At 62.3% G+C, this 25178-nt stretch carries 19 protein-coding genes; 9 read left to right on the top strand and 10 right to left on the bottom strand.

What is annotated here, in order from left to right; all coding sequences use genetic code 11:
* The first annotated feature begins 114 nt into the window (after positions 1-114).
* Positions 115-1329, top strand: coding sequence for an NADP-dependent isocitrate dehydrogenase (locus tag C3E99_RS05025; RefSeq protein ID WP_067111658.1), 1215 nt, complete (start codon positions 115-117; stop codon positions 1327-1329).
* Positions 1330-1379: 50 nt separating this feature from the next.
* Positions 1380-3164, top strand: a complete 1785-nt coding sequence (locus C3E99_RS05020; protein WP_104959483.1) for a cation:proton antiporter domain-containing protein — start codon at positions 1380-1382, stop codon at positions 3162-3164.
* A gap of 18 nt (positions 3165-3182) precedes the next feature.
* Here the strand turns inward: C3E99_RS05020 and C3E99_RS05015 are convergent, their stop codons facing one another.
* Positions 3183-6119 (bottom strand): M16 family metallopeptidase, encoded by a 2937-nt coding sequence (locus C3E99_RS05015; RefSeq protein WP_104959482.1) that lies wholly within the window; start codon positions 6117-6119, stop codon positions 3183-3185.
* An 86-nt stretch (positions 6120-6205) separates the two neighbouring features.
* Here C3E99_RS05015 and C3E99_RS05010 point away from each other — a divergent pair, with 86 nt between their 5' ends.
* Positions 6206-7084: a carbon-nitrogen hydrolase family protein gene (locus tag C3E99_RS05010; protein ID WP_067111667.1), complete on the top strand. Its 879-nt coding sequence runs from the start codon at positions 6206-6208 to the stop codon at positions 7082-7084.
* Positions 7085-7621: 537 nt separating this feature from the next.
* Here C3E99_RS05010 and C3E99_RS05005 read toward each other — a convergent pair.
* Both C3E99_RS05005 and C3E99_RS05000 read right to left on the bottom strand, forming a co-directional pair.
* Complete coding sequence (locus C3E99_RS05005; protein WP_076077951.1) at positions 7622-7864, bottom strand: hypothetical protein; 243 nt, start codon at positions 7862-7864, stop codon at positions 7622-7624.
* Positions 7865-8037: 173 nt separating this feature from the next.
* Entirely contained in the window at positions 8038-8835 is a 798-nt protein-coding gene (locus tag C3E99_RS05000; RefSeq protein ID WP_076077954.1) for an NUDIX hydrolase, read from the bottom strand.
* A 104-nt stretch (positions 8836-8939) separates the two neighbouring features.
* Here C3E99_RS05000 and C3E99_RS04995 point away from each other — a divergent pair, with 104 nt between their 5' ends.
* The gene (locus C3E99_RS04995) at positions 8940-9560 is read left to right on the top strand and encodes a DUF4126 domain-containing protein (RefSeq protein WP_076075980.1); all 621 of its coding nucleotides are present in this window, start codon (positions 8940-8942) and stop codon (positions 9558-9560) included.
* A 3-nt stretch (positions 9561-9563) separates the two neighbouring features.
* On the opposite strand, the gene C3E99_RS04990 is transcribed toward C3E99_RS04995, so the two are convergent.
* The 4 genes from C3E99_RS04990 to C3E99_RS04980 form a co-directional block, all read right to left on the bottom strand.
* Positions 9564-10787, bottom strand: coding sequence for an NAD(P)/FAD-dependent oxidoreductase (locus C3E99_RS04990; RefSeq protein WP_104959481.1), 1224 nt, complete (start codon positions 10785-10787; stop codon positions 9564-9566).
* 70 nt (positions 10788-10857) lie between these two features.
* The gene (locus tag C3E99_RS04985) at positions 10858-13428 is read right to left on the bottom strand and encodes a TonB-dependent receptor (RefSeq protein ID WP_158682122.1); all 2571 of its coding nucleotides are present in this window, start codon (positions 13426-13428) and stop codon (positions 10858-10860) included.
* Between the two features lie 226 nt (positions 13429-13654).
* Positions 13655-14167 carry a hypothetical protein gene (locus C3E99_RS19650; protein WP_158682120.1) on the bottom strand — a complete coding sequence of 171 codons (513 nt, stop codon included), beginning with the start codon at positions 14165-14167 and terminating at the stop codon, positions 13655-13657.
* A gap of 112 nt (positions 14168-14279) precedes the next feature.
* Entirely contained in the window at positions 14280-17477 is a 3198-nt protein-coding gene (locus C3E99_RS04980) for a TonB-dependent receptor domain-containing protein (protein WP_104959479.1), read from the bottom strand.
* 550 nt (positions 17478-18027) lie between these two features.
* Here C3E99_RS04980 and C3E99_RS04975 point away from each other — a divergent pair.
* Both C3E99_RS04975 and C3E99_RS04970 read left to right on the top strand, forming a co-directional pair.
* Positions 18028-18543 (top strand): RNA polymerase sigma factor, encoded by a 516-nt coding sequence (locus C3E99_RS04975; RefSeq protein WP_067108402.1) that lies wholly within the window; start codon positions 18028-18030, stop codon positions 18541-18543.
* Entirely contained in the window at positions 18540-19568 is a 1029-nt protein-coding gene (locus C3E99_RS04970) for a FecR family protein (RefSeq protein ID WP_076075983.1), read from the top strand. The genes C3E99_RS04975 and C3E99_RS04970 overlap by 4 nt, the downstream gene beginning before the upstream one ends.
* Positions 19569-19625: 57 nt before the next feature.
* Here C3E99_RS04970 and C3E99_RS04965 read toward each other — a convergent pair whose 3' ends face one another.
* Positions 19626-20063, bottom strand: a complete 438-nt coding sequence (locus C3E99_RS04965; RefSeq protein ID WP_076075984.1) for a DUF2147 domain-containing protein — start codon at positions 20061-20063, stop codon at positions 19626-19628.
* 205 nt (positions 20064-20268) lie between these two features.
* Positions 20269-22713, bottom strand: a complete 2445-nt coding sequence (locus tag C3E99_RS04960) for a TonB-dependent receptor domain-containing protein (RefSeq protein ID WP_158682118.1) — start codon at positions 22711-22713, stop codon at positions 20269-20271.
* Here C3E99_RS04960 and C3E99_RS19645 point away from each other — a divergent pair.
* On the top strand, positions 22703-22903 hold the full coding sequence (locus C3E99_RS19645) for a hypothetical protein (RefSeq protein WP_158682116.1): 201 nt from the start codon (positions 22703-22705) through the stop codon (positions 22901-22903). The two genes, C3E99_RS04960 and C3E99_RS19645, sit on opposite strands and share 11 nt — an antisense overlap.
* A gap of 21 nt (positions 22904-22924) precedes the next feature.
* Here the strand turns inward: C3E99_RS19645 and C3E99_RS04955 are convergent.
* Positions 22925-24072, bottom strand: a protein-coding gene (locus C3E99_RS04955; protein WP_104959270.1) for an IS3 family transposase whose coding sequence is annotated in 2 segments (ribosomal slippage) — positions 22925-23814 and positions 23814-24072 — 1149 coding nt in all. Because the reading frame shifts where the segments join, the coding sequence is not laid out codon by codon here.
* 297 nt (positions 24073-24369) lie between these two features.
* Here C3E99_RS04955 and C3E99_RS04950 point away from each other — a divergent pair.
* Together C3E99_RS04950 and C3E99_RS04945 are read left to right on the top strand one after the other, a co-directional pair.
* Positions 24370-24648: a type II toxin-antitoxin system RelE/ParE family toxin gene (locus tag C3E99_RS04950; RefSeq protein WP_104959477.1), complete on the top strand. Its 279-nt coding sequence runs from the start codon at positions 24370-24372 to the stop codon at positions 24646-24648.
* Positions 24649-24652: 4 nt separating this feature from the next.
* Positions 24653-24943: a HigA family addiction module antitoxin gene (locus C3E99_RS04945; protein ID WP_199775066.1), complete on the top strand. Its 291-nt coding sequence runs from the start codon at positions 24653-24655 to the stop codon at positions 24941-24943.
* The last annotated feature ends 235 nt before the right edge of the window (positions 24944-25178 follow it).

Raw genomic sequence — 25178 nt, 5'->3', positions numbered from 1 at the left:
GTGCAATCGTTCCGCGCCTCGCCCGATCAGGCGCATCACCACGGCGGTTGAACAATCGGGCCGCATTGCCTAAGGCGCCCTGCAATTCGACTCCCCACAGGAAAAGGCACGCACATGGGCAAGATCAAGGTAGCCAACCCGGTCGTCGAACTCGACGGCGACGAAATGACCCGGATCATCTGGCAATGGATCCGCGAGCGGCTGATCCTGCCCTATCTCGACATCGACCTGCACTATTACGATCTCGGCATAGAGGAGCGCGACCGCACCGATGACAAGATCACCGTCGAAGCGGCGAACGCGATCAAGAAGCATGGTGTCGGCGTCAAATGCGCAACGATCACCCCCGACGAGGCCCGCGTCGAGGAATTCGGCCTGAAGAAGATGTGGAAGTCGCCGAACGGCACGATCCGCAACATCCTGGGCGGCGTCGTCTTCCGCGAGCCGATCGTGATGAAGAACGTGCCCAGACTGGTTCCCGGCTGGACCGACCCGATCGTCGTCGGCCGCCACGCCTTTGGCGACCAGTATCGCGCGACCGATTTTCGCGTTCCCGGTCCCGGCAAGCTGCGCATGGTGTTCGAGGGCGAGGACGGCACCGTCATCGACGAGGAAGTGTTCCAGTTCCCGTCGTCGGGCGTCGCGATGGGCATGTACAATCTGGACGATTCGATCCGCGATTTCGCGCGCGCCAGCCTCAACTACGGCATCGCGCGCCAGTGGCCGGTCTATCTGTCGACCAAGAACACCATTCTCAAGGCCTATGACGGCCGCTTCAAGGACCTGTTCGAGGAAATCTATCAGACCGAATTCAAGGCGAAGTTCGACGAACTGGGCATCACCTATGAGCATCGCCTGATCGACGACATGGTCGCGTCGGCGCTGAAATGGTCGGGCAAGTTCGTGTGGGCCTGCAAGAATTACGACGGCGACGTCCAGTCGGACACCGTCGCGCAGGGCTTCGGCTCGCTCGGCCTGATGACCAGCGTGCTGATGACCCCCGACGGCAAGACGGTCGAATCGGAAGCCGCGCACGGCACCGTCACCCGCCACTATCGCATGCATCAGCAGGGCAAGGCGACCTCGACCAACCCGATCGCGTCGATCTTCGCGTGGACGGGCGGGCTCAAGCACCGCGGCAAGCTAGACGGCACGCCCGAGGTGACGCAGTTCGCCGACGACCTCGAAAAGGTCTGCGTCGCCACGGTCGAAAGCGGCAAGATGACCAAGGACCTCGCGCTGCTGATCGGTCCCGACCAGAACTGGCTGACCACCGAAGGCTTCTTCGAGGCGATCGTCGAGAATCTCGACAAAAAAATGGGCGGCTAACCAACCAAAAAAGTTGAGATACGACCGGCCGACCTGCATAAGGTCGGCCAATGGTCACCGAAGCCGAAACATCCGCCATCGGCAACGCCCTCGTCGTGCTGGGCGCGGCGGGCGTCGTCATACCCGCCTTCGCGCGCTTCCGCATCTCGCCGGTCATCGGCTTCATTCTCGTCGGGCTGCTCGTCGGGCCGTCGGGGCTGGGAAGCTTCACCGCCGATTATCCCTGGCTGAGGCACGTCACCATCTCGTCGCCGAACGATATCGCGCTGTTCGGCGAGCTCGGCATCATCCTGCTGCTCTTTTCGATCGGCCTGGAGCTTTCGTTCCGCCGCCTCTGGCAACTCCGCAAGCTGGTGTTCGGGATCGGCGCCGCCGAGCTGTTGCTGGGCGGGGCGATCCTCGGCACGGCGCTGATGCTGGTCAGCGATCAATCGACGGCGTCGGCCTATGGACTGGGCATCGCGCTCGCGCTGTCGTCGACGGCGCTCGTCCTGCCCATCGCCGGTACCCAGTCGGCGGTCGGCCGCGCCTCCTTTTCGATGCTGCTGTTCGAGGATCTGGCGCTCGTCCCGATCATCTTCATCCTCGCGGCCCTGTCGCCGGCGGCGTCGGGCGACAGCGCCGAACTGCTGCTGACCACGCTGTGGCAGGGGGCGCTGGTCGTCGCGTCGCTGGCGATCGGCGGCTGGTTCCTGCTGCCGCGCATCTTCGCGCAGGCAGCGCGCGCCAAGGATCCGGAACTGTTCCTGGCCGCCAGCCTGCTCGTCGTCATCGTCGCCGCGCTGGCGACCGCGGCGGTCGGCCTGTCGCCGATCGTCGGCGCGCTGCTCGCCGGGCTGATGATCGCCGAGACCGAATATCATACCGAGGTCGAGGCGATCACCGCGCCGTTCAAGGGACTTGCGCTCGGCGTGTTCCTGATCAGCGTCGGCATGGGGCTCAATCTGCGGACGATTGCCGGACTGTGGCCGCAGCTCATCGCCGCGGTGGTCGGCGTGGTGCTGATCAAGGCGGTCGTCACCGCCGCGCTGCTGCGTTTTTCGGGCGCGGCGCGGCGCGGCACCGCGGCCGAGGTCGGGCTGTTGATGGCCAGCCCCTCGGAAACCACGCTGATCGTGCTCGCGACCGCGCTCCAGGCACAGATCATCAGCCGCACCACCGCCGAATTCTGGCAGCTCGTCACCGCGATCGGCCTGACCATAACGCCGCTGCTCGCACGCGTCGGCCACGACATCGCCCGGCGCATCGAGATACGGGTCGCCGAAGCCGAAGCCGACGACGACGGACCGCCGCCGCGGCGCACCGTCGTCGTCGGCTTCGGCCGCGTCGGGCGCATCGTCGCCGGATTGCTGAAAGAGCATGAGCGCCCCTATATCGCGGTCGATGCCGACATCGACGCCGTCGCCGCGGCGCGGCGCGATGGTTTCGCGGTGCGCTTTGCCGACGTCGGACGGCCGGGCAGCCTCGACCGGCTGGGCATCGACACCGCCGAAGCGGTCGTCCTGACCATGGACGACCCGGTGCAGCAGCTTCGCATGACGCGGCGGCTGCGGCGCAAATATCCCGACCTGCCGATCATCTCTCGCGCGCGCGGCGCCGACCATGCCGCTGCCCTCTATCAGGCCGGCGCCACCGATGCCGTTCCCGAAACGCTCGAAAGCTCGCTTCAACTCGCCGAAGCGGTGCTGATCGACCTCGGCGTCGCGATGGGGCCGGTGATCGCGTCGATCCACGACGTGCGCGCGAAGATGCGCCACGACATCATGACCAAGGGTCACCTCGACCGCGAACCGCGCATCCAGAGGCTGCGGCCGTTGCCCGGCGAGGACGGCTAGGGAGCAGGTCCTTTTCCGCTATTGCCCGCCGGCCCGTCCATCCGCGCGGCCAAGCGCCGACGCATCGGCGAGCGACATTCCCTGCGGCAGGACGACCCCCGACCACTGGCGGTCGGGCTTCAGATAGCGCCGCGCGAGACGCTGGATGTCGGCCGCGGTGACGGCGGAGATATCCTCCCCGATCGACAGCGCCGCCGCGGCCACGCGCGGGTCACGGGTCGCGCCTTCGAGCAGGAACATCCAGTAGAGATTGCCCGTCGAGGCGCGCGCGACCTGCTCGCGGATCGGGCCCGCATTGCGCGCCAGTTCGTCCGCGCTCACCGGTCGCGCGACGAGGTCGGCGGCGATGCCGCGGGCGATCGCATAGAAACGGTCGATGTCCTTCGGCGCCAGCAGACTGCCGACCAGCAGATAACCGCCGCTGTCGAAGGCGGTCGGCCAGTGGCTGTCAACGACGGGCCCGTAGCTGGCCCCCTGCTCGGCGCGCAGCCGATCGAAGAGCCGGTCGTTGAAGATCGCCGCCAGCACGTCGAGCGCGCGCGCGTCGCGCGGCGCCGTGAGACCGCCGCCCGTCGGCCACGCCGTCATCGCCGCCGCCTGCCCACGCTCGCCGCGGTGATAGGCGATCATCGGCGTTTTGCTGTGTTTCGCGAAAGCGACCGCCTGCCCTTCGGGCGGTGCAAGCGGGCTGCGCGGCGGCAGCTCCCCCAGCGTATCGGCGAGGATCTGACGATAATCGACCGAAGAAAGATCGCCGAACAGCTGCACCTCGATCGGCCCGCTCGCGAGCCGCGGTTCCCAGAAGCTGCGGAAAGCCGCGGGCGTCAGCGCCTCGATCTGCGCCTTGTCGGGCGCCGCCCAGCGCGCGTCCCCGGCGGTCAGCCAGCCGCGCAGATTGCGGTCGAGCACCGCATTGGGCGTCGCGTCGTTGACGTCGTAACCGGTCAGAAAGCCGACGCGCAGCCGCTCGACCGGCGCCGCGTCCCAGCGTGGGAAGGCAAGCTTGCCGGCGATCAGCTTCATCTGGTCGGCGAGGTCGGCGGGCCTGCTTTCCGCCGCCAGCTCGAAGGCATCGTCGTCGATATCGAAATTGAGCTGAATCTGCCGCCCGTTGGTGATCTGGTCGATCTCGTTCTGACCCCAGGGACCGATGCCGCTCGCGACCAGCGCATAATCGCCCGTCCACAACAGATTGGGCGCGTCGGCGGCAACGCTGCGATTGCCCGAACCAAAGCGGACGTTGACGCGCACCTTGCCGGGCTCGACCGCATTGTTCGACACCAGCGCGGTCACGCCGTTGGCGAACTCGATCCGTTCGGCCCGCAATCCGGGAATCTGCGTCGCCGACACGATCGTACCGGGCTGGCCGATCGCGGGCAGCTCGCCGATGTCCACCTTCGCTACCGCCAGCCGGTCATCGCGAATCTGTGCGGGGACGGCGAGCGCGGCGAGCAGCGCCTTGTCCCCGCCCTCGACCGCCGTCGGCGTCGTCAGCACGACGCGCGTCACCGGCGCCGCAAAGATCGCGCGGCTGATGTCGAGCATCACCTGCGGCGTCGCCGAAGCACGGATCGCCTTGAACATGTCGACCTGCCCCTGCGGGCTGGTCACGGTTTCGCCAATGTCGACCGCTCGCACCATGTCGTCGGCCAGGCGGGCGCCGGGTTCGTTGCGCGCATTTTCGAGCTCCTTGGCGAGAAACGCCTCGATCTCGTTCGCCTCGCGGTCGATGTCGGCCTGCGACGGCGGCGTCTGGACCGCGTCGGCAATCACGCCGCGCACATCGGCAAGCGCGGCCTTCCAATCGCCGAGCGGCACGATCTGCGCCATGGTCACGTCGGCGCTGCGGCTGACATATTCCTGCCCGACCGTGGCGACGAGGTAGCTGCCGCCGCTGCGCGCCCGGTTTTCGAGCCGCCGGTTGACGAGCGCCTGCGCCAGATATTCCAGATAGAGGCGCCGCGTATTCTCAACCGTGTCGATCCGCTTCTTCCACGGACGGATCATCGCGAGCGTCAATGCCGCGGGCTGGCCCGGCTCGACGATCTCGCGCGCGACCGCCGCCTTGGGGTCGGGTGTACCGAAATCGGGCGGCGTCGGATTCGGTCCATCGGCGCTCCAGTCACCGAAATATCGGGCAATCAGCCGTTCGAATTCCGCCGGATCGGCATCGCCGACAATGACGATCACTGCGCGGTCGGGGCGATACCAGCGATCGTGAAACGCCGCGACGCTGTCGGCGCGCGCACCGGCGAGCGTTTCCTGGGTGCCGATCGGCGAGCGGTCGGCAAGCGGCTGGCCGGCGAAGAGATGGGCGTTGGTGGCATCGGCGATGCGCTTTTGCGGCCCGTCCGATTCGCGCAGTTCGGAAACCACGACGCCGCGCTCTGCCTCGACCGCGGCCGCCGAGATGCGCGGCTCGCGAATCATGCCCGACAGCAGCTTCATGCTTTCATCGAGATTGGCGGCCGTCACGCTGGGAAGATCGAGTTGATAGACCGTCTGCGTCGGCGTCGTCTGGGCGTTGGTGTCGCTGCCGAAGGAGACGCCGAAGCGTTGCCAGATGCGCTTCGCCTCGCCATCGGGAATATGGACCGATCCACGGAAGGTCAGATGTTCGAGGAGGTGGGCGAAACCGCGCTCCTTCTCGGTCTCGAACAGCGAGCCGACATCCATCCGCACCCGGATCGACACTTGCCCCGGCGGGACGCCGTTATTGCGGACCGCATAGCGCAGCCCGTTGGCAAGCGTGCCGAAGCGCCACCCTGCGTCGCGCGGAATGTCGCTGCCGGCATAGAGCCAGTCGTCGCCAGCGGCCTGCACGGAGGAAAGGGCAGAGGTCGCCGCCTCCTGCGCCGGAGCATGCGCGGGCGCGAGCAGCAGCGCGGCGGTCGCGCATGCAGCCAGCAGAACGGAAAAGCGACGCAACACGGCGCGCGTGGGAGAAATTGACATCGGGCCAGTGTATCGCCTTCAAACCTTGCTGGCCACTGAACCGTCGCCCTCTTGTCCCCGGAAAGACATCGGCCTAGCCAATCGGGATGGAACAGCAAGCCGCCGCCCCGCTCGCCGCGCTCGTCCAGATGACGAGCGGCATCGACCCCGATGCGAATCTGGCGACGATCGACCGCGCGATAGCGGCGGCCGCGGCGCAGGGGGCTTCGATGGTCTTCCTGCCCGAAATGTCGCTATTGCTCGACCGCGATCGTCAGCGGTCGGCGCCGCATATCCGGCGTGAAGCGGACAGCGCTTGGCTGCCTGCTTTGCAGGCGATGGCGCTGCGCCATGGCATCTGGCTGCACAGCGGTTCGATGCCGCTGCTCGCCGACACGGGCGACCGGCGCGTCAATCGCAGCCATGTCATCGCCGCCGACGGCAGCATCCGGGCCCGCTACGACAAGATCCACATGTTCGACGTCACGCTGCCGTCGGGCGAGAACTGGACCGAATCGGCAGCCTATGCCGGCGGCGACGCGCTGATCGTGGTCGATACGCCGCTCGGCCGACTGGGGCTGAGCATCTGTTTCGACCTGCGCTTTCCCGAACTCTATCGCGCGCTGGTCGACCGCGGCGCCGAAGTGATCGCGATTCCCGCCGCCTTCACCGTGCCGACCGGCGCGGCGCATTGGCATGTCCTGCTCCGCGCGCGCGCGATCGAAACGGGCTGCCACGTCATCGCGGCGGCGCAGGGCGGCACGCACGCCGACGGGCGCGCCACCTATGGCCACAGCCTGGCCGTCGATCCGTGGGGCCGCATTCTGGCCGAGATCGTCGAGACCGGAGGCGACCCGACGCTCGCGCTGGCACCCATTGCGAAAGAGGCTCGGCGGGAAGCCCGGACCGCCATCCCCTTGGCGCGCTCGCGCGCCGCGCGGCGGGCGACAATCGACAGCGTTTGCGCAGGAGATCGGAACGACTGACGGTTTCGGAAATGCCGGGGCCGTTCAAGCGCGCCGCAAACGGCGCTGCCCTTCCGGCAGTCAATGAAAATGCTTGCTTCGATCTTTAGAGCGGCGTGCGATAAATCGGAATCGTGCCCAATCCGTTCGTGCTGAGCTTGTCGAAGGGCAGTTATTTCTTTCGGCGCTGCCGACGGAAGAACGGTGCTTCGACAAGCTCAGAACGAACGATGACGGGGTGTCGCGGATCAAACACATGCCCCTCCGGATTCTGATGACTTTGGATTGCCCACTTGGTCATTGCGAGCGGAGCGAAGCAATCCAGAGCGGTTACCGCACGCTCTGGATTGCCGCGCGGCTTCGCCGCTCGCAATGACGAGTCCTTCTGATGTCATCATGTTCCAGCAACGACAGCATCGGCGGCAATGCGACGGCACGCGAAGCGTCACGATGCATGAACGCCGTCAGAAACCGACGCAGTCGCGGACACCAGATATGCAAACGGCCCCGAGCAGGAGCTCGAGGCCGTTCGGAAACTGGTTCCGACAAGAGCCGCGATTACGGGCTGGTCGGGTTGTCGTCGTTGTTGTCCGAAGCGATCACGATGCCGACAACGATGGCAGCCAGGGCGAGAAGGCCGATGATCCAACCGCTCCCCGTGAGTTCGCTTTCGCCTTCGGCGGTCGAGGTCGCACGAGCCCCGTCGAACGCGGCAGCCGCAGGAGCAGCCGAAGCCACGACCGGAGCCGCAATCATCGAGGTCGCCGCGAGGGAGACCGCAGCTTTCTTAAGCAGATTCATCTTATTCTCCGTCCACTGGATCAATGGTCTTGTCGAATCACACCAGAAAGCTCTCGCTCCCGATCTGGTTCTGCAATGCCCTCCTAGGCGTAACCATCGGCAATTGCAATGCTGTTTTGGCCTAGCCGATCATTTCCTATCAAATTGCTAATGCACCGATAAATAGACCGGTATCAGCTGCGCCGCGCACGCTCGAAGGCTTCGGAAGTCACCGGATATCCGAGCCCTTCCGGGATGCACAGATACGGCCGTCCACCGCGATCTTCGATCCAGGGTGTGATCAGCTCGATCGGATACTCCTCTGCATGTCTTGCAAAATCCTCGAAATCCGTCCGCTGCGCCAACCGCTCCAGATTGCGCCGAGTCGGAAAGATCACCGATGCCTCCCCACGCTCGGCCATCGCCAGCGTCGCATGCGCACTCGCCCAGAAAATCTGGCTGTGCTCGGCCTCTTCGACGGTGAGTTCGTGGCCGTGGGCGGGGGCCGGCACCGCATAGAAGCGCGTGTCGAAGGTCCGCGCCTCCTTGAAATTGGGGCACCAGCGCGCGAAGGGCACGAGCGCGTCGAGCGCGATCCGCTCGTCGCGCGACGCCAATATGTCCGACAGCAGCGTCCCGCCCAGCAACGCCCGCCGCACGGCCGCGATTTCGCGGTCGCGCAGCCCGTCCCAGCCGACCGCGAGCCCCGTCTCCTCGATCGTCTCGCGCAGCGCGGCAACCCGGGCCGCGCCCTCGGGATCGTGCGGCGCAAAGCCGTGACGCTCGGCAACCAGATAATCGTCGGGATCGATCCGCCCGCCCGGGAACACCAGCGCGCCGGCGGCAAAGGCCATGTTCGTTGCGCGCTTCACCATCAATATCTCGTCGGGACCGCCGTTGTCGGAAGGCCGCATGATCACGAGCGTCGCGGCGGGGATCGCTCCCTCGGGCACCGGCGGCGACGCATAAGGTCGCAAGGTGGAATCATTCATGGTCCAGGCGATACGCCGCGTGCCCGCGCTTGTCATCCCGGCATTGCGGGGACGCCCCTGCAGGTGCAAGATGGCGCCTACAGCGCTACAGCGGGAGCGGACCGTTGGGAATCTTGGAGATATTGGGAGTCGCCGGAAGCCTGAGTCTGCTGGCGGGATGGCGGCTCTATCTGACGATCCTCGTCACCGGCATCGCGATGCATTTCGGCTGGTTGCCGCTGCCCGAACATCTGAAGGCGCTCCAGATCCTGGCCAACCCATGGGTGCTGGGCGTTGCCGCGATCGGCACCCTCGCCGAATTCCTGGCCGACAAGGTGGCGTGGGTCGATTCGATTTGGGACGGGGTTCACGGCATCGTCCGCCCGCTCGGCGGCGCGCTGCTCGCGCTGGCGCTGGTCGACTCGTCCAACCCGGCCTGGCAGGTGGTGGCCTTTCTGCTCGGCGGCGGCGGCGCGCTGCTGAGCCACGGCGCGAAGGCGACGACACGCGCGGTCGTCAACGTCAGCCCCGAGCCCTACAGCAATGCGGCCGTTTCGACCGGCGAAGACGTCGCTACGAGCGGGCTGCTGGCGCTCGCCATCGCTTATCCTCCGCTTGCCATTGGGATTGCGGTGCTTCTGGCGGTTGCGGCGGTGATTGTCATCGTGGTGCTGCGCCGTCTGCTTCGCGGCATCAGGACGACGCTGAAGCAGGCGCTGGGCGATGCGCCGCCTGGGGCTGTGTGAGCGTCAGGGTGCGAGGAGTTCCTTGAGCGGTATTCGGGTGTCGGCGAGCTGCCCGGGGGTTGCCAGCAGCCCCGCGGTGACGATCATGCGGCCCTGGACATAGTCCTTAGTCGCATTGACGCAGTCGATCGCGATCACCCTGCCCTGCTTCAGATAGACGACCGAGAAGCTGCGCGTCGCGGGGTCGCCGCGCAGAACCGCCCGGTCGTGCCCGGTCGACAGGCCCGCGGTCTGGAGCTTGAGGTCGTACTGGTTCGACCAGAACCACGGGATCGCATGATAGGGCGCCTCGTCGCCGCAAATGCCCTTGGCGACGACATTGGCCTGGTCATTGGCGTTCTGCACCGATTCGAGCCGGATCACCGCGCCTTCGGCAAAGGGGTTTTCGTGCGCCGCGCAGTCGCCGATCGCGTAGATGTCGGGAAGGCTCGTCTTGCAATGGCGGTCGACGAGCACGCCGTTACCACCCTCGGCACCCGCCGCGAGCAGCGGCTCGACCGCCGGGACGATGCCGATGCCGACGATGACGAGGTCGGCGGGGATGACCTCGCCGTCCGACAGGCGAACGCCGGTGACATGCGCCTCGCCCTCGATCGCCTCGACGCAGACGCCGAGCCGGAGGTCCACCCCATGCTCGCGATGCTCCTTTTCGTAGAAGCGCGACAGCGCCTCGCCCGCGACACGCGCGAGCACCCGGTCCTGCGCCTCGAGCAGCACGACCTTCTTGCCCGCCTTGGTCAGCACCGCCGCCGCCTCGAGCCCGATATAGCCGCCGCCGATCACCACGATCTGCCTCGCCGTCTCCGACGCCGCCTTCATCGCATCGGCATCGGCGCGGGTGCGCACCCCCTGCACTCCCGGCAGGTCGCCGCCCGGGATCGGCAGCATGCGCGGCGCGCCCCCCGTCGCCCAGACGAGCTTGCCGTAACCGATCGTCTCGCCGCCGTCGGTCGTGACGGTGTGCGCCGCCGGGTCGACGCTGACGACGCGCGTGCCGAGCAGCATCGTCACGTCGCGCTCGTCCCAATATCTGGCCGGACGCAGCTGGATGCGCTCGAATTCCTTCTCGCCCGCGAAATATTCCTTCGACAAGGGCGGGCGCTCATAGGGAAGCTCCGGCTCGTCGCCGACAATCGCAATGCTCCCCGCAAACTTCTGCGTCCGCAGCATCACCGCAACCTGCGCACCGCCGTGACCGCCGCCCACAATCAATACCTCAAAATACATCGATAACGCTCCTGCCCCCGGGGTCGCGCGTCCCTTGCATGGCCGGCAAGTCGTGACAAGCCGGGCGCGGCTAGAAGCGCTTCCTTGCGGTCAGGCTCAGCGTGCGGCCGAGCGGGTCGATTTCGTTGCGGCTGTAGCCGGAGGGCACGCGGCCGTCGGCGAGCGTCACCCGGCGGTATCCGTTGAAGAGATTGCGGACATCGACCGAAATCTTGAGACCGTTCAGCACGCCTTTCTTGCCCGGCAACGCGAACAGGCGTTCGGGTTCGACGAACGCGGACAGGTTGAAGGTCAGCGGCGGTTTGAACCGGAAGGCCGCATCCGCATCGTCGGCCGCGCTGCGCAGGCGCCCTGGGCTGCTCCAGTTGCCGCTGAGGTTCGCGCCGATGCCGCGCTTGCCCACCGAAAGCTGCATCGACAGATTGTGGCGCGACTGCCCGCCGGCGCGAAGCTGGTCGATCGCGGGGAGACCGGAGCGCGTGAGCAATTCGCTTTTCAGGCGGTAGCGGTGGTTGAGGGAGACGCTGATTTGCAAAGGTTCTGGCGCGGCCTTGCTGCGTTCGCCCGCGCGCGCCTGCCCCAGGCGCAGCGCGATGCCGGAGGAGAGTTCGGCGTCGGTATCGCGGGCGATGTTGATCGCGCGGGCATCGACGGCGACCAGCCGCCCCTCCGCATCGCGCGTCACGCGCTCGGGAAAGGCCGCCTCGATCGCGGGCGTCAGCTCGGGGAACCCCGCAACGCCGCCCTTCGCGACCGACTGGCGATAGCCGAGGTTGAGCGTCAGCGCCTGGCCGCCGAGCGGCCGCAGCGTCGCGGCCAGCGACACGCTCTGCCGGCTGCCGCCGCGCAGGTCGGGATTGCCGCCGGTGATCCACAGCGGCTCGGCGACCTCCTGCCGCGCATAGTCGAACACGCGGGTCACGGTGGTGACGATCGGCGCGTCGAGCTGGTCGAAGGACGGCGCGGCCTCGGCGCGGTCGATCGACCCGCGAAGCTGGACGATGGACCACGGCGACCAGCTGACATTGGCGCCATAGCGCTTTTGCGCGCGGCTGCCCGTCATCGCCTGCGTGCTGGCGGACAGGTCGAGCGACAGGTCGCCGAGCCACGCCGGCCCCGCCTCCCCGCGCCGCGCGATCGGCAGGCTGAGCGTCATCTGGCCGCTCGTCTGGTGACGGGTCGTGCGGCGCTCCACCGCCCCCGCGTCCCCGCCGCCGTCACCTTCGCCCCCGCCCTCCTGCCAACTATGCGAGCGGTTGCGGCTGGCGTTGGCGGTCAGGTTCCAGACCATCGGCCCGGCGGGCAGGTCGATGATGGTCTTGCGGACGTTGAGCCGCGCGCTGAGATTTTCGCTGCGCGTCCGGCCGCGCGTGGCGAGCAGCAGCGATTCGTCCCACGGGCCATAGGGGTCGAAGGCCGCGTCGGCGGCGATCGCCTGCTGAATGCGCGCGCGGTCGACGCCGGTCTCCAGCAGGTTGCTCGACCAACCCCGCGCATAGTTGATGCCGAAATTGGTCTGCCAGCTTCCGATACTGCCGTTCAGCGTCAGCGACGCGCCGAGCGCGGTCGAATCACTGGCGTTGCGCAGCGCGCGCTCGCCCGCGAAGGGGCGGGTCAGCAAGACATCGTCGGCGAAGGGCGACCAGGGGCTTCCCGCCGGGATCAGCACCGACACCATCGGCAGGCCGCGTTCCCCCTCGCTGCTGCTGCGGCTGGCGTTGAGGTTCAGCGAGGCGGTGAAGGCGCCGAGCGGGCGGGTGACGCCGATGGCGAGCGAGGCGGTGCGGCGCGACGATTGCAGCGTTTCATAGGCGTTGGGATCGACGGGGTGGAGCGCGTTCGCGGTCGCGGCGAAATCGGCGAGGCCCGGCACGCCCGCCCCCGCCCCCCCACTTCCCGGCGCGCCCGCCAGCCATTCGGGCGGGATCGCGGCGGCGGTCACCGGCTCCCCGGCGATCAGGCTGAGCGCGGGGTCGATCTCTCCGCCGTCGGGGGCGGAGACGAAGCCGACGCTGTCAAAGACCCCGTCGCGCGGCGGCAGCGCGCGCGCGCTCTTGCGAAAGGCGCTGTCGGCGCCGATCCGCGCCGTGGCGTTCCAGCGCATATCGCCGTCGATCGCGGTGCGCCGCGCCGACAGCTTGCCGCCATACTGACCGCCGGCGGTCGCGAAATCGACCCCCGCATCGGCGTTCCACATCGAGAAATGCTTTTTCAGGACAAGGTTGACGACGCGCTTGCCGGCGGGTTCGCCATATTGTGCCGCGGCCTCCGGCTTCAGCACCGCCACCCGTTGCAGCGCCTCGGCCGGGTAGGAGAGGATCGAGCGGTCGAAGCCCGCGGGCTTGCCGTTGATCAGGATCACCGGCTCCTCGCCGCTCGGATCGATGAAAGGCGACAGGCGGGCCAGCAGGTCCTGGATGCTGTCGGCGCCGTGGCTGGCGATTTCCTCTTCGTCGAACTCGCTCTCCGCCGCGACCTTCGCCTCGCCATAGCGGTCGGCGGTGACGACGATCTCGTCGACCTCATCCGACTGGCGCGGCGGCAAAATAACGCCGGGCGGGGCAGTTCCTTGCGAAACCGGCCCCGCCGCGACGTCCCCCTTATCGGTTTCGGCATGGGCGGGGGCCGTAGCAACGGTCATGCCCAGCAACAATGGGGTGGAAACTCGTTTCAGCGCAAACACATTGCGATGCCCGCCTGACCATTTTATCGAGACCGCGCCGAAGGCGGTTCACCGTCGCTGGCCCGGAAAGGGCCGCACCGTGGCAGCGGTGCGGCCAGTAGTATCCGGTGGATGATGGGATGTTCCGATCGACTGTGATCGGAACATCCTCCCTAACAAAAATTAGGGTGCAATAGCGTATTCCCTACTGAATCCGAGTGGTCTCATCTTCATCGCTAAACAAATCGGCGGTGATATAACCACATCCCGTCATTTGATCGACCTGAGCATTAATTTGCTGAACGCCATAATTTTCAGCCGCCACGGTAACTGTGCCAGCGTCACATGGCGTACCCATACCAATTTTAATCAGCAAGCTATCGAGAACAATAGTCTCCGAATCGACAACCTCACCAGATCCACCGACAACAGAAATAAACTGACAATCAAAATCGGAGCGACTAGGATCGTTAGTTCCAGAAAGATCAGTAATTATATTGTAATTATCAATATTTTCATGGCCTAAACCATGATCATCGTCCAAAGTTGCCGTGAGAATCAAATAGCACTGAAGGTTTCCAAGTGAAGCATCGCCCTCAAGAACGAGGGGGTTGGCTGTGCTGTAAATATGATCAGGAAGCATGGTCTGCGCGGAAGCCGCGACAGGGGCCATCACGAGTGCAGTGGCACCAATGAACGATGCAATTGATTTAATCATTTTCCTTCTCCCAGTTAGTTTAATTGAAATGTAAAATTGCCTTTTGAATAAAATATGATGCTTATTTCAATAAGATTAACTCCTTTCCTAGTTTATTCATGACATAATAAGTTCAGAATGACTTACTTATTTGAAATCCAATCAATCTTGGATCAACTGTGAATACATTTGCTGTTAGAGAACTATCATCGCTGTTCAGGAATATGTCAGTTATGGAATCCCTATTAAGAATATTTTTCACATATAACTGAAACCTTAGCCCGCTATCGGGTCGTTCGACATATAGAGATAAATTGATGTTGCTCCACGATTTGAGCCTATCTATTTCCGAGTTATATACTCTGGCCCAGCTTTTACCCTGGACATAATAGTCAGCTCTTAGAGTCGTTTCCCACTCACCTACTGGGATCATATATTGAGCGCCCAAGCTCAGAGTCCATCGGGGCGCATTCGGGAGTTCGTTTCCGCCGAGTTGCGCCATAATGCCGCGCCCACCATTCGGCGCATCAACCGCTGGATCAAAGCTAACGCCGTAAACCATAGCCATGAGTGACCCAGGCTTAAAATCGCCCAAGTAGTTGCCGCCGCAGAGTTTGTTCAAATCTGATGCAGTGTCAGGTCTCGTACTAGATACGATTTTTTCCAGAACTGCGACGGGAACGATGCAATTTGAAGCCAATTGTAACCAAGGCTTGACAACCGCATAATTGGGATCGCCCTGTGTCCGATTCATCACATCTATCGACTCTTGACCCTTCCCAATCTTACTCTTCAGGAAGCCTACATTGGCATCCATTTTGAATCTGCGACTCGGTCGATATGCCAACTCGATGTCAGCACCCCACATTTCGGCGTCGAAATTTTCATTTAGTGCCAAGCGGTCAACGATTTGCGACACTTGGTAGCCGCCATAATCATAATAGAAAGCGCTGGCGCTCACGGTCAGCTTGCGATCAGCGAATGCGCCCTTCAGCCCGATCTCAAACGCATTGAGTCCTTCGGGGCCGAATGTCGCTGGATGATCAAAAACCTGCAATCGAGTGGGGTCGAAACCGATGGGCGGTGGATTAGCTCCGCCACCTTTATATCCTCGCGCATAAGAGCCATAAACCAAGAGATCATCTGCAAAATCCACATACGGTTTCCAATCGACAACCAGTCGACCAGTCATGCGTCCCCAGCGCTGGATGATGTCAGGATCTGCAACCAGTCCTTTTCCTATGAGCCCGCCCCCGAGCGTCCCAGGCGCTAGCAAAAGTTGCGACTTGTAAGGAGTTGCCGTTTTTTTATCGTGGGTATAGCGAAGTCCTGCCGTCAGTTTCAGATTTTCGGTTAAATTATAGTAAACTTCTCCATAAATTCCATAAGACTCCGTTTTAGAAACATTTCTGCTTCTAAAATAATTGTGTCCATCCCCGTCTATTTTTTCAATTGGATTATAATCCACATATGCACAATTTTGAAAATTTACAACAGCCACTTCACAATCAACTAGATTATTACCTATACCGGATGTCGAGAAAATGGTGTGAGAAAGGGCAGTAAAAAGATTATTAAAAACGAAATAATCTTCATCTATTTTGAATTTTGTATAATTAGCTCCGATGTTGAAATTGACACTACCACCCAAATCTGATTGCAATCGAATCTCTTGATAATACTGCTTACTTTTTGCCCTTACCATATCCATTCCCAAGAGCTTCGAGGAAGCCCCCAATTGCGGATCATCGAAAACCCCTCCAGGCGTCATCCCCTCTTGCCATGCGTTTGGCCGTCTTAAGGAGTTGAACAATCCAGAGCTATCATTCCAGACATCATTGGAAACAAATCTATAATAATCCTGCGTAGAATAGTAATTATCTGTGGTATATAATGATTGAGATGATAGTTTAATATTATCTACAATACCAATATCAATGTTAAACTGGTATACGTCGTTCTTAGCTCTGAATACTGGATCTAATTGAGTGTTGATCTCTCTAAGATTGCGAGATTGAGATACGCCTTCATAGGGGTCAACTCCTCCATCTATTAATGTTACGCGTTGCCTGGTCGCCGTGACATTAGTCGTATAGCCTAAAACAACTGGCCCAGCGCCAATTACGTGTGGCATTGATAGGCCATTAGGTACGCCAAAAGCGCCGTCATCATAGATCGATTTGGGCAGACATCCTTGGCTTAAGGCCCCACGCGTACCTGGCAAAGCGCTGATGTCCGCGTTACCGATCCTAGAGGGGCCGGGGTCTCGGTGGCATAATTGCTTACCGGTTCGCGAGCGATTGTCGTTCTCGTAAAAATGCTCCCAGATCGCGTTGACGCGGAAATTGTCGCTCGGCTCCCACGCGGCACTGACGCGCGTCGACCAAAGATCGCGGCCGTTGACGCGGTTTCCGGTGTAGGTGTTGACATCATAGCCGTCACGGCTTGTCCACGCGCCCGCCGCGCGCACCGCCAGCGTGTCGCCCAGCGGCACATTAACCATCCCGCTCGCACGCATGGCCTTGTAATTGCCGGTTTCGAGTTTCAGGTCGGCCGCCGCGTCGCCCGGCCTGGCGATATTGGGGATCATGTTGACGACGCCACCGGTGGCGTTGCGGCCGTAAAGCGTGCCCTGCGGGCCGCGCAGCACCTCGACGCGCGCGACGTCGAAATATTCCTGTTCGAACAGGCGATTGCGGATGAGGGGAGCGTTGTTAAAGCTGATGGCGACGGCGGGATCGGTGGAAACAGCCAGCGCCTTGGTCCCGATGCCGCGGATCGAGAAATTATAGCTGGCGAAATTGCTCTTGGAGAAACTGACGTTCGGCACCGCGCGCAACAGTTCCGAACCGCCTTCGATCTTCCGGTCGTCCAGCGCGTCCCCCGACAGCGCCGTCATCGCGATCGGCACGTCGATGATCTTCTCTTCGCGCTTCTGCGCCGTGACGACGATTTCGCTGTCGGCGCCCGCCGGCTCAGCGGCAGATGCGCGGGGCTGGGCGGCGTTTCCCACGGGCGTCACGACGAAGATGCTGCCATCGCGGCGATAGGTCAGGCCGGTGCCCCGCAGCAATATGCGCAGCGCCGTTTCGGGATCGGCGCGATTCTTGACTCCCTGCGTCATCTTGCCGCGCACGACCGCGGTGTCCGCCATCACGGTCATGCCGTTCTGCAGCCCGAAATCCTTCAGGGCACGGCCGAGCGGTTGCGCTGGAATATTGTAATTGACCAGGCTGTCGCGCGCGGCGGCGGGCGTCGCGGTCAGGACCAGACCGCCAATAGCGACGCTCCCCAAAAGAATGTGCTGTAATGCAGACGCACGAAGACGCATGTGTTTACTCTCCCCTGTTATAGTTATCGGGGCTCGACTCTACACATGATCCACCCCGCCACTAACATAGACGTAAATTGCGCTCGGGAGGGGGGTCGGGCTTCGAAATTTTTTTTGGGGCGCGGTTTCGGCGGGGGGTGGGGAACTGCCACCCGCTCACCTTCGTCATCCCGGACTTGATCCGGGATGACGATTAAAAAGTCCGGGATGACGATTAGGGCATCGTGCGTTAAATCTGCAATGCCTCTTATCCGTTCGTGTCGAGCGAAGTCGAGACACCCATCGGCGTAACGCAAGGCCGATGGGTGTCTCGACTTCGCTCGACACGAACGGGACGGTGAGTCAGATTTAAGGCTCGATGCTCTAAAAAGTCCGGGATGACGATTAACGAGGGGGCGGGAAAGATATTTCGCGCCCCGACCCCCCTGTTTGCCGTCGCGCGCGTCTACTCCGGTAAGCGCACGCAAGGCGCGACACGATCGTGGACGTTACGAATGACGGGTGAGACGGGCGATGGCTGGCATCTCCTGCCCTTTCGGGGCATGGGTTGATGATGGCTGCGCGGCGCGAAGACCCCGATATCGGCGCATGGATGACGACCTATGGCCCGGGTCTTCGGCGATATTTCAGGCGCCGCGTTTCCGAAGCGGATGTCGACGATCTGGTGCAGGATGTTTTCCTGCGGCTGCAATCGGCGCGGCTGAACGCGGCGATCGACAATGTCGAAGGCTATCTGTTCGCCACCGCGCACAATGTGCTGGTCAGCCGCTACCGCGAACAGGCGGCGCGCGTCACCCTGCTGCATGAAGAATGGAGCGACAGCCTGGGAGGCAGCGACCCGCTGTCCCCCGAGCGCATCGCCATCGGACAAGAGGAATATCGACGCGTGGTCACAGCGATCTGCAATCTGCCGCCGCGGACGCGCGAAGCCTTCGAACTGCACCGGTTCGATAATCTGACCTATCCGGCGATCGCGGAACGCATGGGCATCAGCCGCGAGTCCGTGAAGGACCTGATGCACCGCGCGCTCGTCCGCATCGCCGAAGAGATGGAGGCCGGCCAATGAGCGGCGACCGATCCACCGGGCGCGCCGCGCTTCGATCCGAAGCCGCGCACTGGTATAACCAGCAGCTTTCCGGCGACATGACGGCGGAGGAGGAATATCGCTTTCAGGACTGGATCGGCCAGTCCGCCGCGCACCGCGACGCCTATCGGTCGATCGACCGCGCATGGACCATCGCCGGCGCCGCCGCGTCGGACCCCGCCCTGTCGGGCGCGGCCTCCCCATATGGCGAGCCGGACGGCGAGGACGCGCCGGCGTGGGGCTGGCGCGGATGGGGAAAGAGGCTGGGCCGGCGGCGGGGGCTTGCGCTTGCCGCTTCCGTCCTGCTGACGGTCGGGATCGGCTGGACCACCCTGCCCGGCCTGCTGTTCACCGAGCGCGACCACGCCGCGCAGGCTTTCCAGACCGAGACGGGACAGCGGACCACGATCACGCTTCCCGACGGATCGGTCGTGACGCTCGATTCCGACACCGAGATGCGCTTTGCCGACGCCCCGGACCAGCGCCGCGTCGACCTGGTCCGCGGCCGCGCCTTCTTCCAGGTCGCCAGCAACCGCGCCCGGCCCTTCATCGTCAACGCCGACGGCAAGACGGTGCGCGCGGTCGGGACCGCCTTCGAGGTCAGCATGGACGGGGGCGAAGTGGCCATCGTCCTGGCCGAAGGAAAGGTCCGGGTCGAAGAGCCCGCGACCGGCCCCGGAAACGGCACCGACATGACCCCCGGCCGCCAGCTGGTCATCAGCCCGGACCGCCGCTGGACGCTGAGCAACGTCGATGTGAAGAAGGAGACGAGCTGGACCGAGGGGCGGCTCGTCTTCATGCACGACCCGCTGTCGAAGGCGGTCGCGGAGGTCAATCGCTATTCGACGCGAAAGCTGACGTTCAAGGACGGCAGCATCCCCGACAAGCAGATCGTCGGCGTCTTCTCGGCCGGGGACATCGACGGCTTCGTGAAGGCGCTCGAGCTCTATGGCATAGCGAAGCGCGTTTCGACGACGAGCGACGAGATCATCCTGACCGAAGATTGATCGGCGGTTCGAGCCGGACGGGATGATGCGCCGGATCACCGGCGCACCGTTCCGGATTCAGCGCGCCCGGCTCCAGACCTTGGTCCGGCAGAAGACCGCCGCCTTGCACCCCTTCACTTCCAGCTTCCCGTCGGCCCGCAGGGTGAGAGAGCCCTTTGCGGCGCCGTCGCCCGTCTCCGGATCGTAAAGCGGGCCACCCTTCCATTCGCGCGGGCCGCCTTCGAAGCCGCGCAGGACGACCAGCCCCTTCAATCGCCGGTCGCGCAAGGCGCGGTCGGGGTTCTTCACGTCGCGCTGGTCGGGATTGGCACGCAGGGGAGCGGCATCGTCCACCTTGCCGCAGATAGCCGCGCCGCAGCGATACAGCTCGACGCGCCCCCCCTGGCTGCCGGTCGACCACAGACCGGTGATGGCGCCGCTCCCCTGCTGCGCGGCGGCCACGGTCCCTCCCCCCGTGGCCGCGATCAGGATCGTCATCAGGATCGTCTTTTTCATGCTGCCTCTTTTCCGCTCCGAGTCTGTCACGACGTCGTTTTCTTTCCTGAAAGAAAGACGAATAGTTCGACAGAATTGAGGCAAGCCGGCTTGAATCCGGCGCGCGGCGCCTTCCCGTACTCTCTCAGAAAAATCGGGCCGATGCTTGCCGGGAGCAAGCGCGGCATCGGCCCGAGGTTACCCAGTGGAGTGGGTGGAGAGGACTCTAGAATCTTTTGGCGATGCTGAACCCGATGATGCGCGGATCGAGCGTGAAGACGTTGGTCGTCAGACCGGTATCGTCGCTGTTCAGGAAGGAGTCGGTGATCGGCGACTTGTTGAAGACATTCTTCACATAGGCCTCGAACGTCAGGTCCTCGGGACCTTCGACACGAAGCGAAAGATTGAAGTTGGTCCAACTACGCAGCCGGTCGTAGGGGTTGCTGTTATAGACACGAGCCCAGCTCTTCGCCTGCCAATAGGCGTCACCACGGATCGTCGCGCTCCAGTCCTGATCGAAATCGACTGTGTACTGTGCGCCCAGATTGGCCGTCCAACGCGGCGAGTTAGGCAGTTCATTACCGCTGAGATCGGCCTTTAGACCGGCCCCGCCGTTCAATTCCGGATAGTTGTTGAAATCATAGCGTGCACCACCAAAGGCAGGATCAGTAATGAGCGGTGGGAAGAGCCCGCCGATCAAGCCTTTCACCCCACCGCACATGCCATAAAATTGGACAAGGCCCTGCCTCGTTCTGGCCCATTCCGCTGCAACATGCGTAGGAATAACGCAATTCGATGGCAGCTGCATCCACGGTTTTACAAGCGTATAGTCAGGATCGCCCTGGGTACGATTCATGATGTCGATCGATGTCTCGCCCTTGCCGATCTTGGTGCGGAGATAGCCGAGATTGGCGTTAATCCGAAGATTGCGCGTTGGTGCGAACACCGTCTCGAATTCCAGCCCCCATACCTTAGCATCGAAGTTCTCGTTTACGGCCGTCCGATCCCTGATCTGGGAAACCTGATAATCCTTGTAATCATAGTAAAAGGCAGAGGCGTTCAACGTGAGCTTTCCGTTCAACAACGTGTTTTTGGCGCCGATTTCGAAAGCATCGACGAATTCTGGCTCGAAGGTCGGACCATATTCCACGGCTGTCAGCGTCAGAGGCGGGAACATCCCGAAAGTCTTGTAAACGTTGAAAACGTTCTCAGGCATTCCATCGGCGAGCGCGTTGGCTATAAATTCTTCCTCGGTCGCGAAACCTGGACTGGGGGGGTTGGCGCCACCCCCTTTATAGCCGCGCGAATAGAAGCCGTAGAGCATCGTATCATCGGTGAATCCCAAGTACGGCTTCCAATCGAGGCCAACTCGCCCTGTCCATTCACTCCATTTTTGTTTGATAGCTGACTTCTCGGGATATCCGGAAGAAACAGTCCCACCGGCGAAAATGCTCCGCGCTAACAAAACTTGCGACGGAACCGGGATAAACGTCTTGCGATCTTCCGTGTAGCGAAGGCCTGCAGTCAATTTAAGGTTGTCGCGGATGTTCCAATAAACTTCTCCGAAAAGTGCCGAAGATTGGAGTTTGTACGGATTTTTGGAACGGAAGTAATTGTGGCCATTCCCATCGATACTTTCGATTGGGTTAGGATCGACGTAAGGACAATAGGCAAGAGGATTGCTCGCCTCGACAGGTTGACTGCTGCCCTGGGTATTTGGGCATACAGATGGATCCCATGGGACGCCACTAAAGTATGTCGAATTATTGAACCCGCCTCCCCAGGCCATTGCGCTCAGGACATTGTACATGACATAATAGTCATTTAACGTCTTAAATCGCGTATAATTTGCTCCGAAGCTGAAATTAAACGGTCCATCGAAAGATGATTGCAGTCGGATTTCTTGGTTAAATTGCTTTGATTTCGCCTGGCTTATATCAAGCCCTGCGAGCGTGTTCGAGCATCCAATCTGGGGATCGCAGAATATTCCACCAGGTATCATATCTTTATATTCGCTCGGCCCTACTCCCTTGTGGAGAACTAATCTGCTCGTATCTGTAAATATTGGAAGGCTGGTAAAACGATTATAATCTTGTAATGAGTACACCTTGTCGGAATTATAGGCTGTCTGGGATGTAAAAGTCAGTTCCGGCGTGACATCGATATCGATATTGAACTGGAGGAGATCAGCTTTCGCGCGGTACCTCGGATCGCGGATCGAGTTGACTTCTCGCAGGTTGCGAGACTGCATAAGGCCGCCATAGGGGTCGATAGGCTGGATAACAGATTGAAAGCCACTGGACTTGTCTGGATCTACCCCGATACCCAGCCCCGCGTCCTTGTACGCCACGCCTGCTAGGATGAAACTATAGGATAAGCCGTTGGGCGTACCAAAGGCGGCATCATCATAAAGACTTCCAGGCTTGCATCCCTGGCCAAACAGCGCCCTGCGAATTTCGGGGGCTATGTCTTGCAGCGCTCCATCGGCCAGATCGACCCCGCCGACATGCGTCGGACCATCGTCACGATGGCAAAGCTGCTTGCCAGTACGCGAGCGATTGTCGTCTTCGTTGAACCGCTCCCAGATCGCACTCGCGCGAAACCAGGGTGCCGGCTCGAACGCAACCGATGTGCGAAGTGACCAGAGGTCGCGGCCGTTGATGCGGTTCAAGGTCTTGCAGGGTCTCGCTCTAGCTCCGGTGATGATCGGCGGATACATGGCGATCAATTACATGCTCGGCGGGACGGCGAGTAGCACCTCGGACCCGCAATTTGCCTGCCTCAGTCGCTATGACGGGGCGATGCCGCAGCTCGTGCAGAGCGTGAAACAGAATTTGCGTGATGGCCTGCTGCCGGTTTGATGGACACCGAGATAGGTTCATTCAGGCTACCCCAGCTTCGCGTTCGAAGTCGATAGGACTGAGGTAACCCAGGGTCGAGTGACGCCGGGTCGGGTTGTAGAAGCATTCGATATAATCGAACACGTCGGCCTTCGCCTGCGCCCTCGTGCGGTAGACCTTCTTCCCGATCCGCTCGGTCTTGAGCGAGGAGAAGAAGCTCTCCATGGCGGCATTATCCCATACATTGCCGGACCGGCTCATCGAGCAGGTGACCCCATTATCGGCCATGAGCCGCTGGAACTGCTCGCTGGTATATTGGCTTCCCTGATCCGAGTGATGCAGCAGCGCGTCGGGCTTGCCGCGCCGCCAGATCGCCATGATCAGCGCGTCGGTGACGAGCTGTGCCGTCATGTTGACGCTCATCGACCATCCGACCACCCGGCGCGAGAACAGGTCGATCACCGCGGCGACATAGAGCCATCCCTCGGCTGTCCAGATATAGGTGAAGTCGGCCACCCACTTCTGGTTCGGCCTGTCGGCCGTGAACTGGCGATCGAGCACGTTGCCGGCGATGACCGAGCGATCGCCATGATCCTTGGGAAGCCCGCGTCGCCGCGGCCTGGCTCGCAGACCCTGTGCCCGCATGAGCCGTTCGATCCGGTGCAGGCCGCAGGATATCCCGTCGGCCAGCAGGTCGTGCCAGACACGGCGCGCACCATAGGTGCGATAGCTTCCTACATGGCTGGCGCGGACCTTCGCACCGATCACCTCGTCGTCGCGGGCACGCTGCGACGGCGGGCGGATCAGCCAGGCATGGAAGCCGCTTCGCGAGACACCGAGCGCCCCGCACATCCATGCCACCGGCCAGATCCCTCGGTGCTTCGCGATGAACTGGAACTTCATATCGAGTCCCTCGCGAAGTAGGCGGCGGCTTTTTTTAGGATGTCGCGCTCCGCCTTCAGCTTGGCCAGCTCGCGCCGCAGGCGATCGATCTCCATCTGCTCCGGCTTCATCTGACCGTGACCGGGAAAGGCATGACCCGGATCGGCGGCAAGCTCCCGAACCCATTTACGCAGCACGTTCGCATGCACATCCAGATCGCGCGATGCCTGGGCGATCGTCACCCCGCGTTCGCGGATCATCCTCACCGCCTCAAGCTTGAACTCGCGGCTGAACTTCCTTCTTTGCATTGTGGACCTCCGATAGGTGGAAACACCCTATCTCGGTGTCCACCAAACCGGCAGCAGGCCATGACCCCGGAAGCTTCCAACTCATTCGGACTATTGCCAAGCCAGTCGGCGATGACGGTGTGCAGCACATCTGGATGAGCTTCCGTGCCCGGAATGGTTTTGGCGGCGTCAATGTCAGCGCCGCGACTGGGGCGGTGGGTCATCCAAGCTGCACGCTACTCAATTGGCGGATCATCGAGAGATAGCATGAGAGCAGCCGATGCTTGCATCTTGTAACGCAACGCGATACAGTGCGACATGATAATCGGATTTCGGCACAAGGGACTTGAAGCCTTTTTTCGCACCGGCACGACGAAGGGCGTTCAGGCTCCCCATGTGAAGAAGCTCCGAAACATTCTCGGCTTGCTCGATGTCGCGACAGGGCCGGATGACATGAACCTGCCGTCCTTCAAGTTGCACCCGCTGAAGGGAAACTTGAAAGGCCATTGGTCGATCTGGGTCAACGGCAACTGGCGTGTCACCTTCCGGTTTGTCGGCACCGACGCCGAACTTGTCGATTATCAGGATTACCATTGAGGCGATGACGATGATGCACAATCCTCCCCACCCCGGCGAATTGCTCCGCGATGAGGTCATCACAGCGTTGGGTCTGTCCGTCACCGAGGCAGCCCACCGGCTCGCCCTGTCGCGGGTTGCCCTGTCGCGTGTGCTGAACGGCAAGGCCGCGATCAGCCCCGATCTGGCCGTGCGGCTTGAGCAGGCAGGTGCAAGCACCGCTCGGGCGTGGCTTGCCATGCAGGCGAACTATGACCTGTGGTGCGCACAGCAGCACGAGCAGCCGCCCGTGCGTCGATTGCAGGATGCCGCCTGACAGATCGGCCCTAACCTCTGATAATCTCTATTATCAGAGCCTACAAATGGGAGAAAATCATGTCTCCCATTGTGCAATTAATTGCAAACATGCGTCGAGCGGAGTGTGTCCCGCCCGTCAAATCGTTCAGGCCGTGGGGCGGCCCCTTGATAGCCGCCGCCCGGACACCTTCCGCCGTTCCGAAACCCAGCAGCTTGCGAAGGCCCAGTCCGCCATTAGCCTGGCCGGAGCGCGG

It is taken from the genome of Sphingopyxis sp. MG (assembly GCF_002953155.1).
GTDB classification, from domain to species: Bacteria; Pseudomonadota; Alphaproteobacteria; order Sphingomonadales; family Sphingomonadaceae; genus Sphingopyxis; species Sphingopyxis granuli.
The sequence above is the reverse complement of the archived record's forward strand: the minus strand, read 5'-3'. Positions and strand labels throughout refer to the sequence as shown.

Bases quoted from the DNA above. Each gene is read 5' to 3' on its own strand.
- C3E99_RS05025 (WP_067111658.1), top strand. From the start codon at position 115: ATGGGCAAGATCAAGGTAGCCAACCCGGTCGTCGAACTCGACGGCGAC.
- C3E99_RS05020 (WP_104959483.1), top strand. From the start codon at position 1,380: ATGGTCACCGAAGCCGAAACATCCGCCATCGGCAACGCCCTCGTCGTG.
- C3E99_RS05015 (WP_104959482.1), bottom strand. From the start codon at position 6,119: ATGTCAATTTCTCCCACGCGCGCCGTGTTGCGTCGCTTTTCCGTTCTG.
- C3E99_RS05010 (WP_067111667.1), top strand. From the start codon at position 6,206: ATGGAACAGCAAGCCGCCGCCCCGCTCGCCGCGCTCGTCCAGATGACG.
- C3E99_RS05005 (WP_076077951.1), bottom strand. From the start codon at position 7,864: ATGAATCTGCTTAAGAAAGCTGCGGTCTCCCTCGCGGCGACCTCGATG.
- C3E99_RS05000 (WP_076077954.1), bottom strand. From the start codon at position 8,835: ATGAATGATTCCACCTTGCGACCTTATGCGTCGCCGCCGGTGCCCGAG.
- C3E99_RS04990 (WP_104959481.1), bottom strand. From the start codon at position 10,787: ATGTATTTTGAGGTATTGATTGTGGGCGGCGGTCACGGCGGTGCGCAG.
- C3E99_RS04985 (WP_158682122.1), bottom strand. From the start codon at position 13,428: ATGACCGTTGCTACGGCCCCCGCCCATGCCGAAACCGATAAGGGGGAC.
- C3E99_RS19650 (WP_158682120.1), bottom strand. From the start codon at position 14,167: ATGATTAAATCAATTGCATCGTTCATTGGTGCCACTGCACTCGTGATG.
- C3E99_RS04980 (WP_104959479.1), bottom strand. From the start codon at position 17,477: ATGCGTCTTCGTGCGTCTGCATTACAGCACATTCTTTTGGGGAGCGTC.
- C3E99_RS04975 (WP_067108402.1), top strand. From the start codon at position 18,028: ATGATGGCTGCGCGGCGCGAAGACCCCGATATCGGCGCATGGATGACG.
- C3E99_RS04970 (WP_076075983.1), top strand. From the start codon at position 18,540: ATGAGCGGCGACCGATCCACCGGGCGCGCCGCGCTTCGATCCGAAGCC.
- C3E99_RS04965 (WP_076075984.1), bottom strand. From the start codon at position 20,063: ATGAAAAAGACGATCCTGATGACGATCCTGATCGCGGCCACGGGGGGA.
- C3E99_RS19645 (WP_158682116.1), top strand. From the start codon at position 22,703: ATGCGGTTCAAGGTCTTGCAGGGTCTCGCTCTAGCTCCGGTGATGATC.
- C3E99_RS04950 (WP_104959477.1), top strand. From the start codon at position 24,370: ATGATAATCGGATTTCGGCACAAGGGACTTGAAGCCTTTTTTCGCACC.
- C3E99_RS04945 (WP_199775066.1), top strand. From the start codon at position 24,653: ATGACGATGATGCACAATCCTCCCCACCCCGGCGAATTGCTCCGCGAT.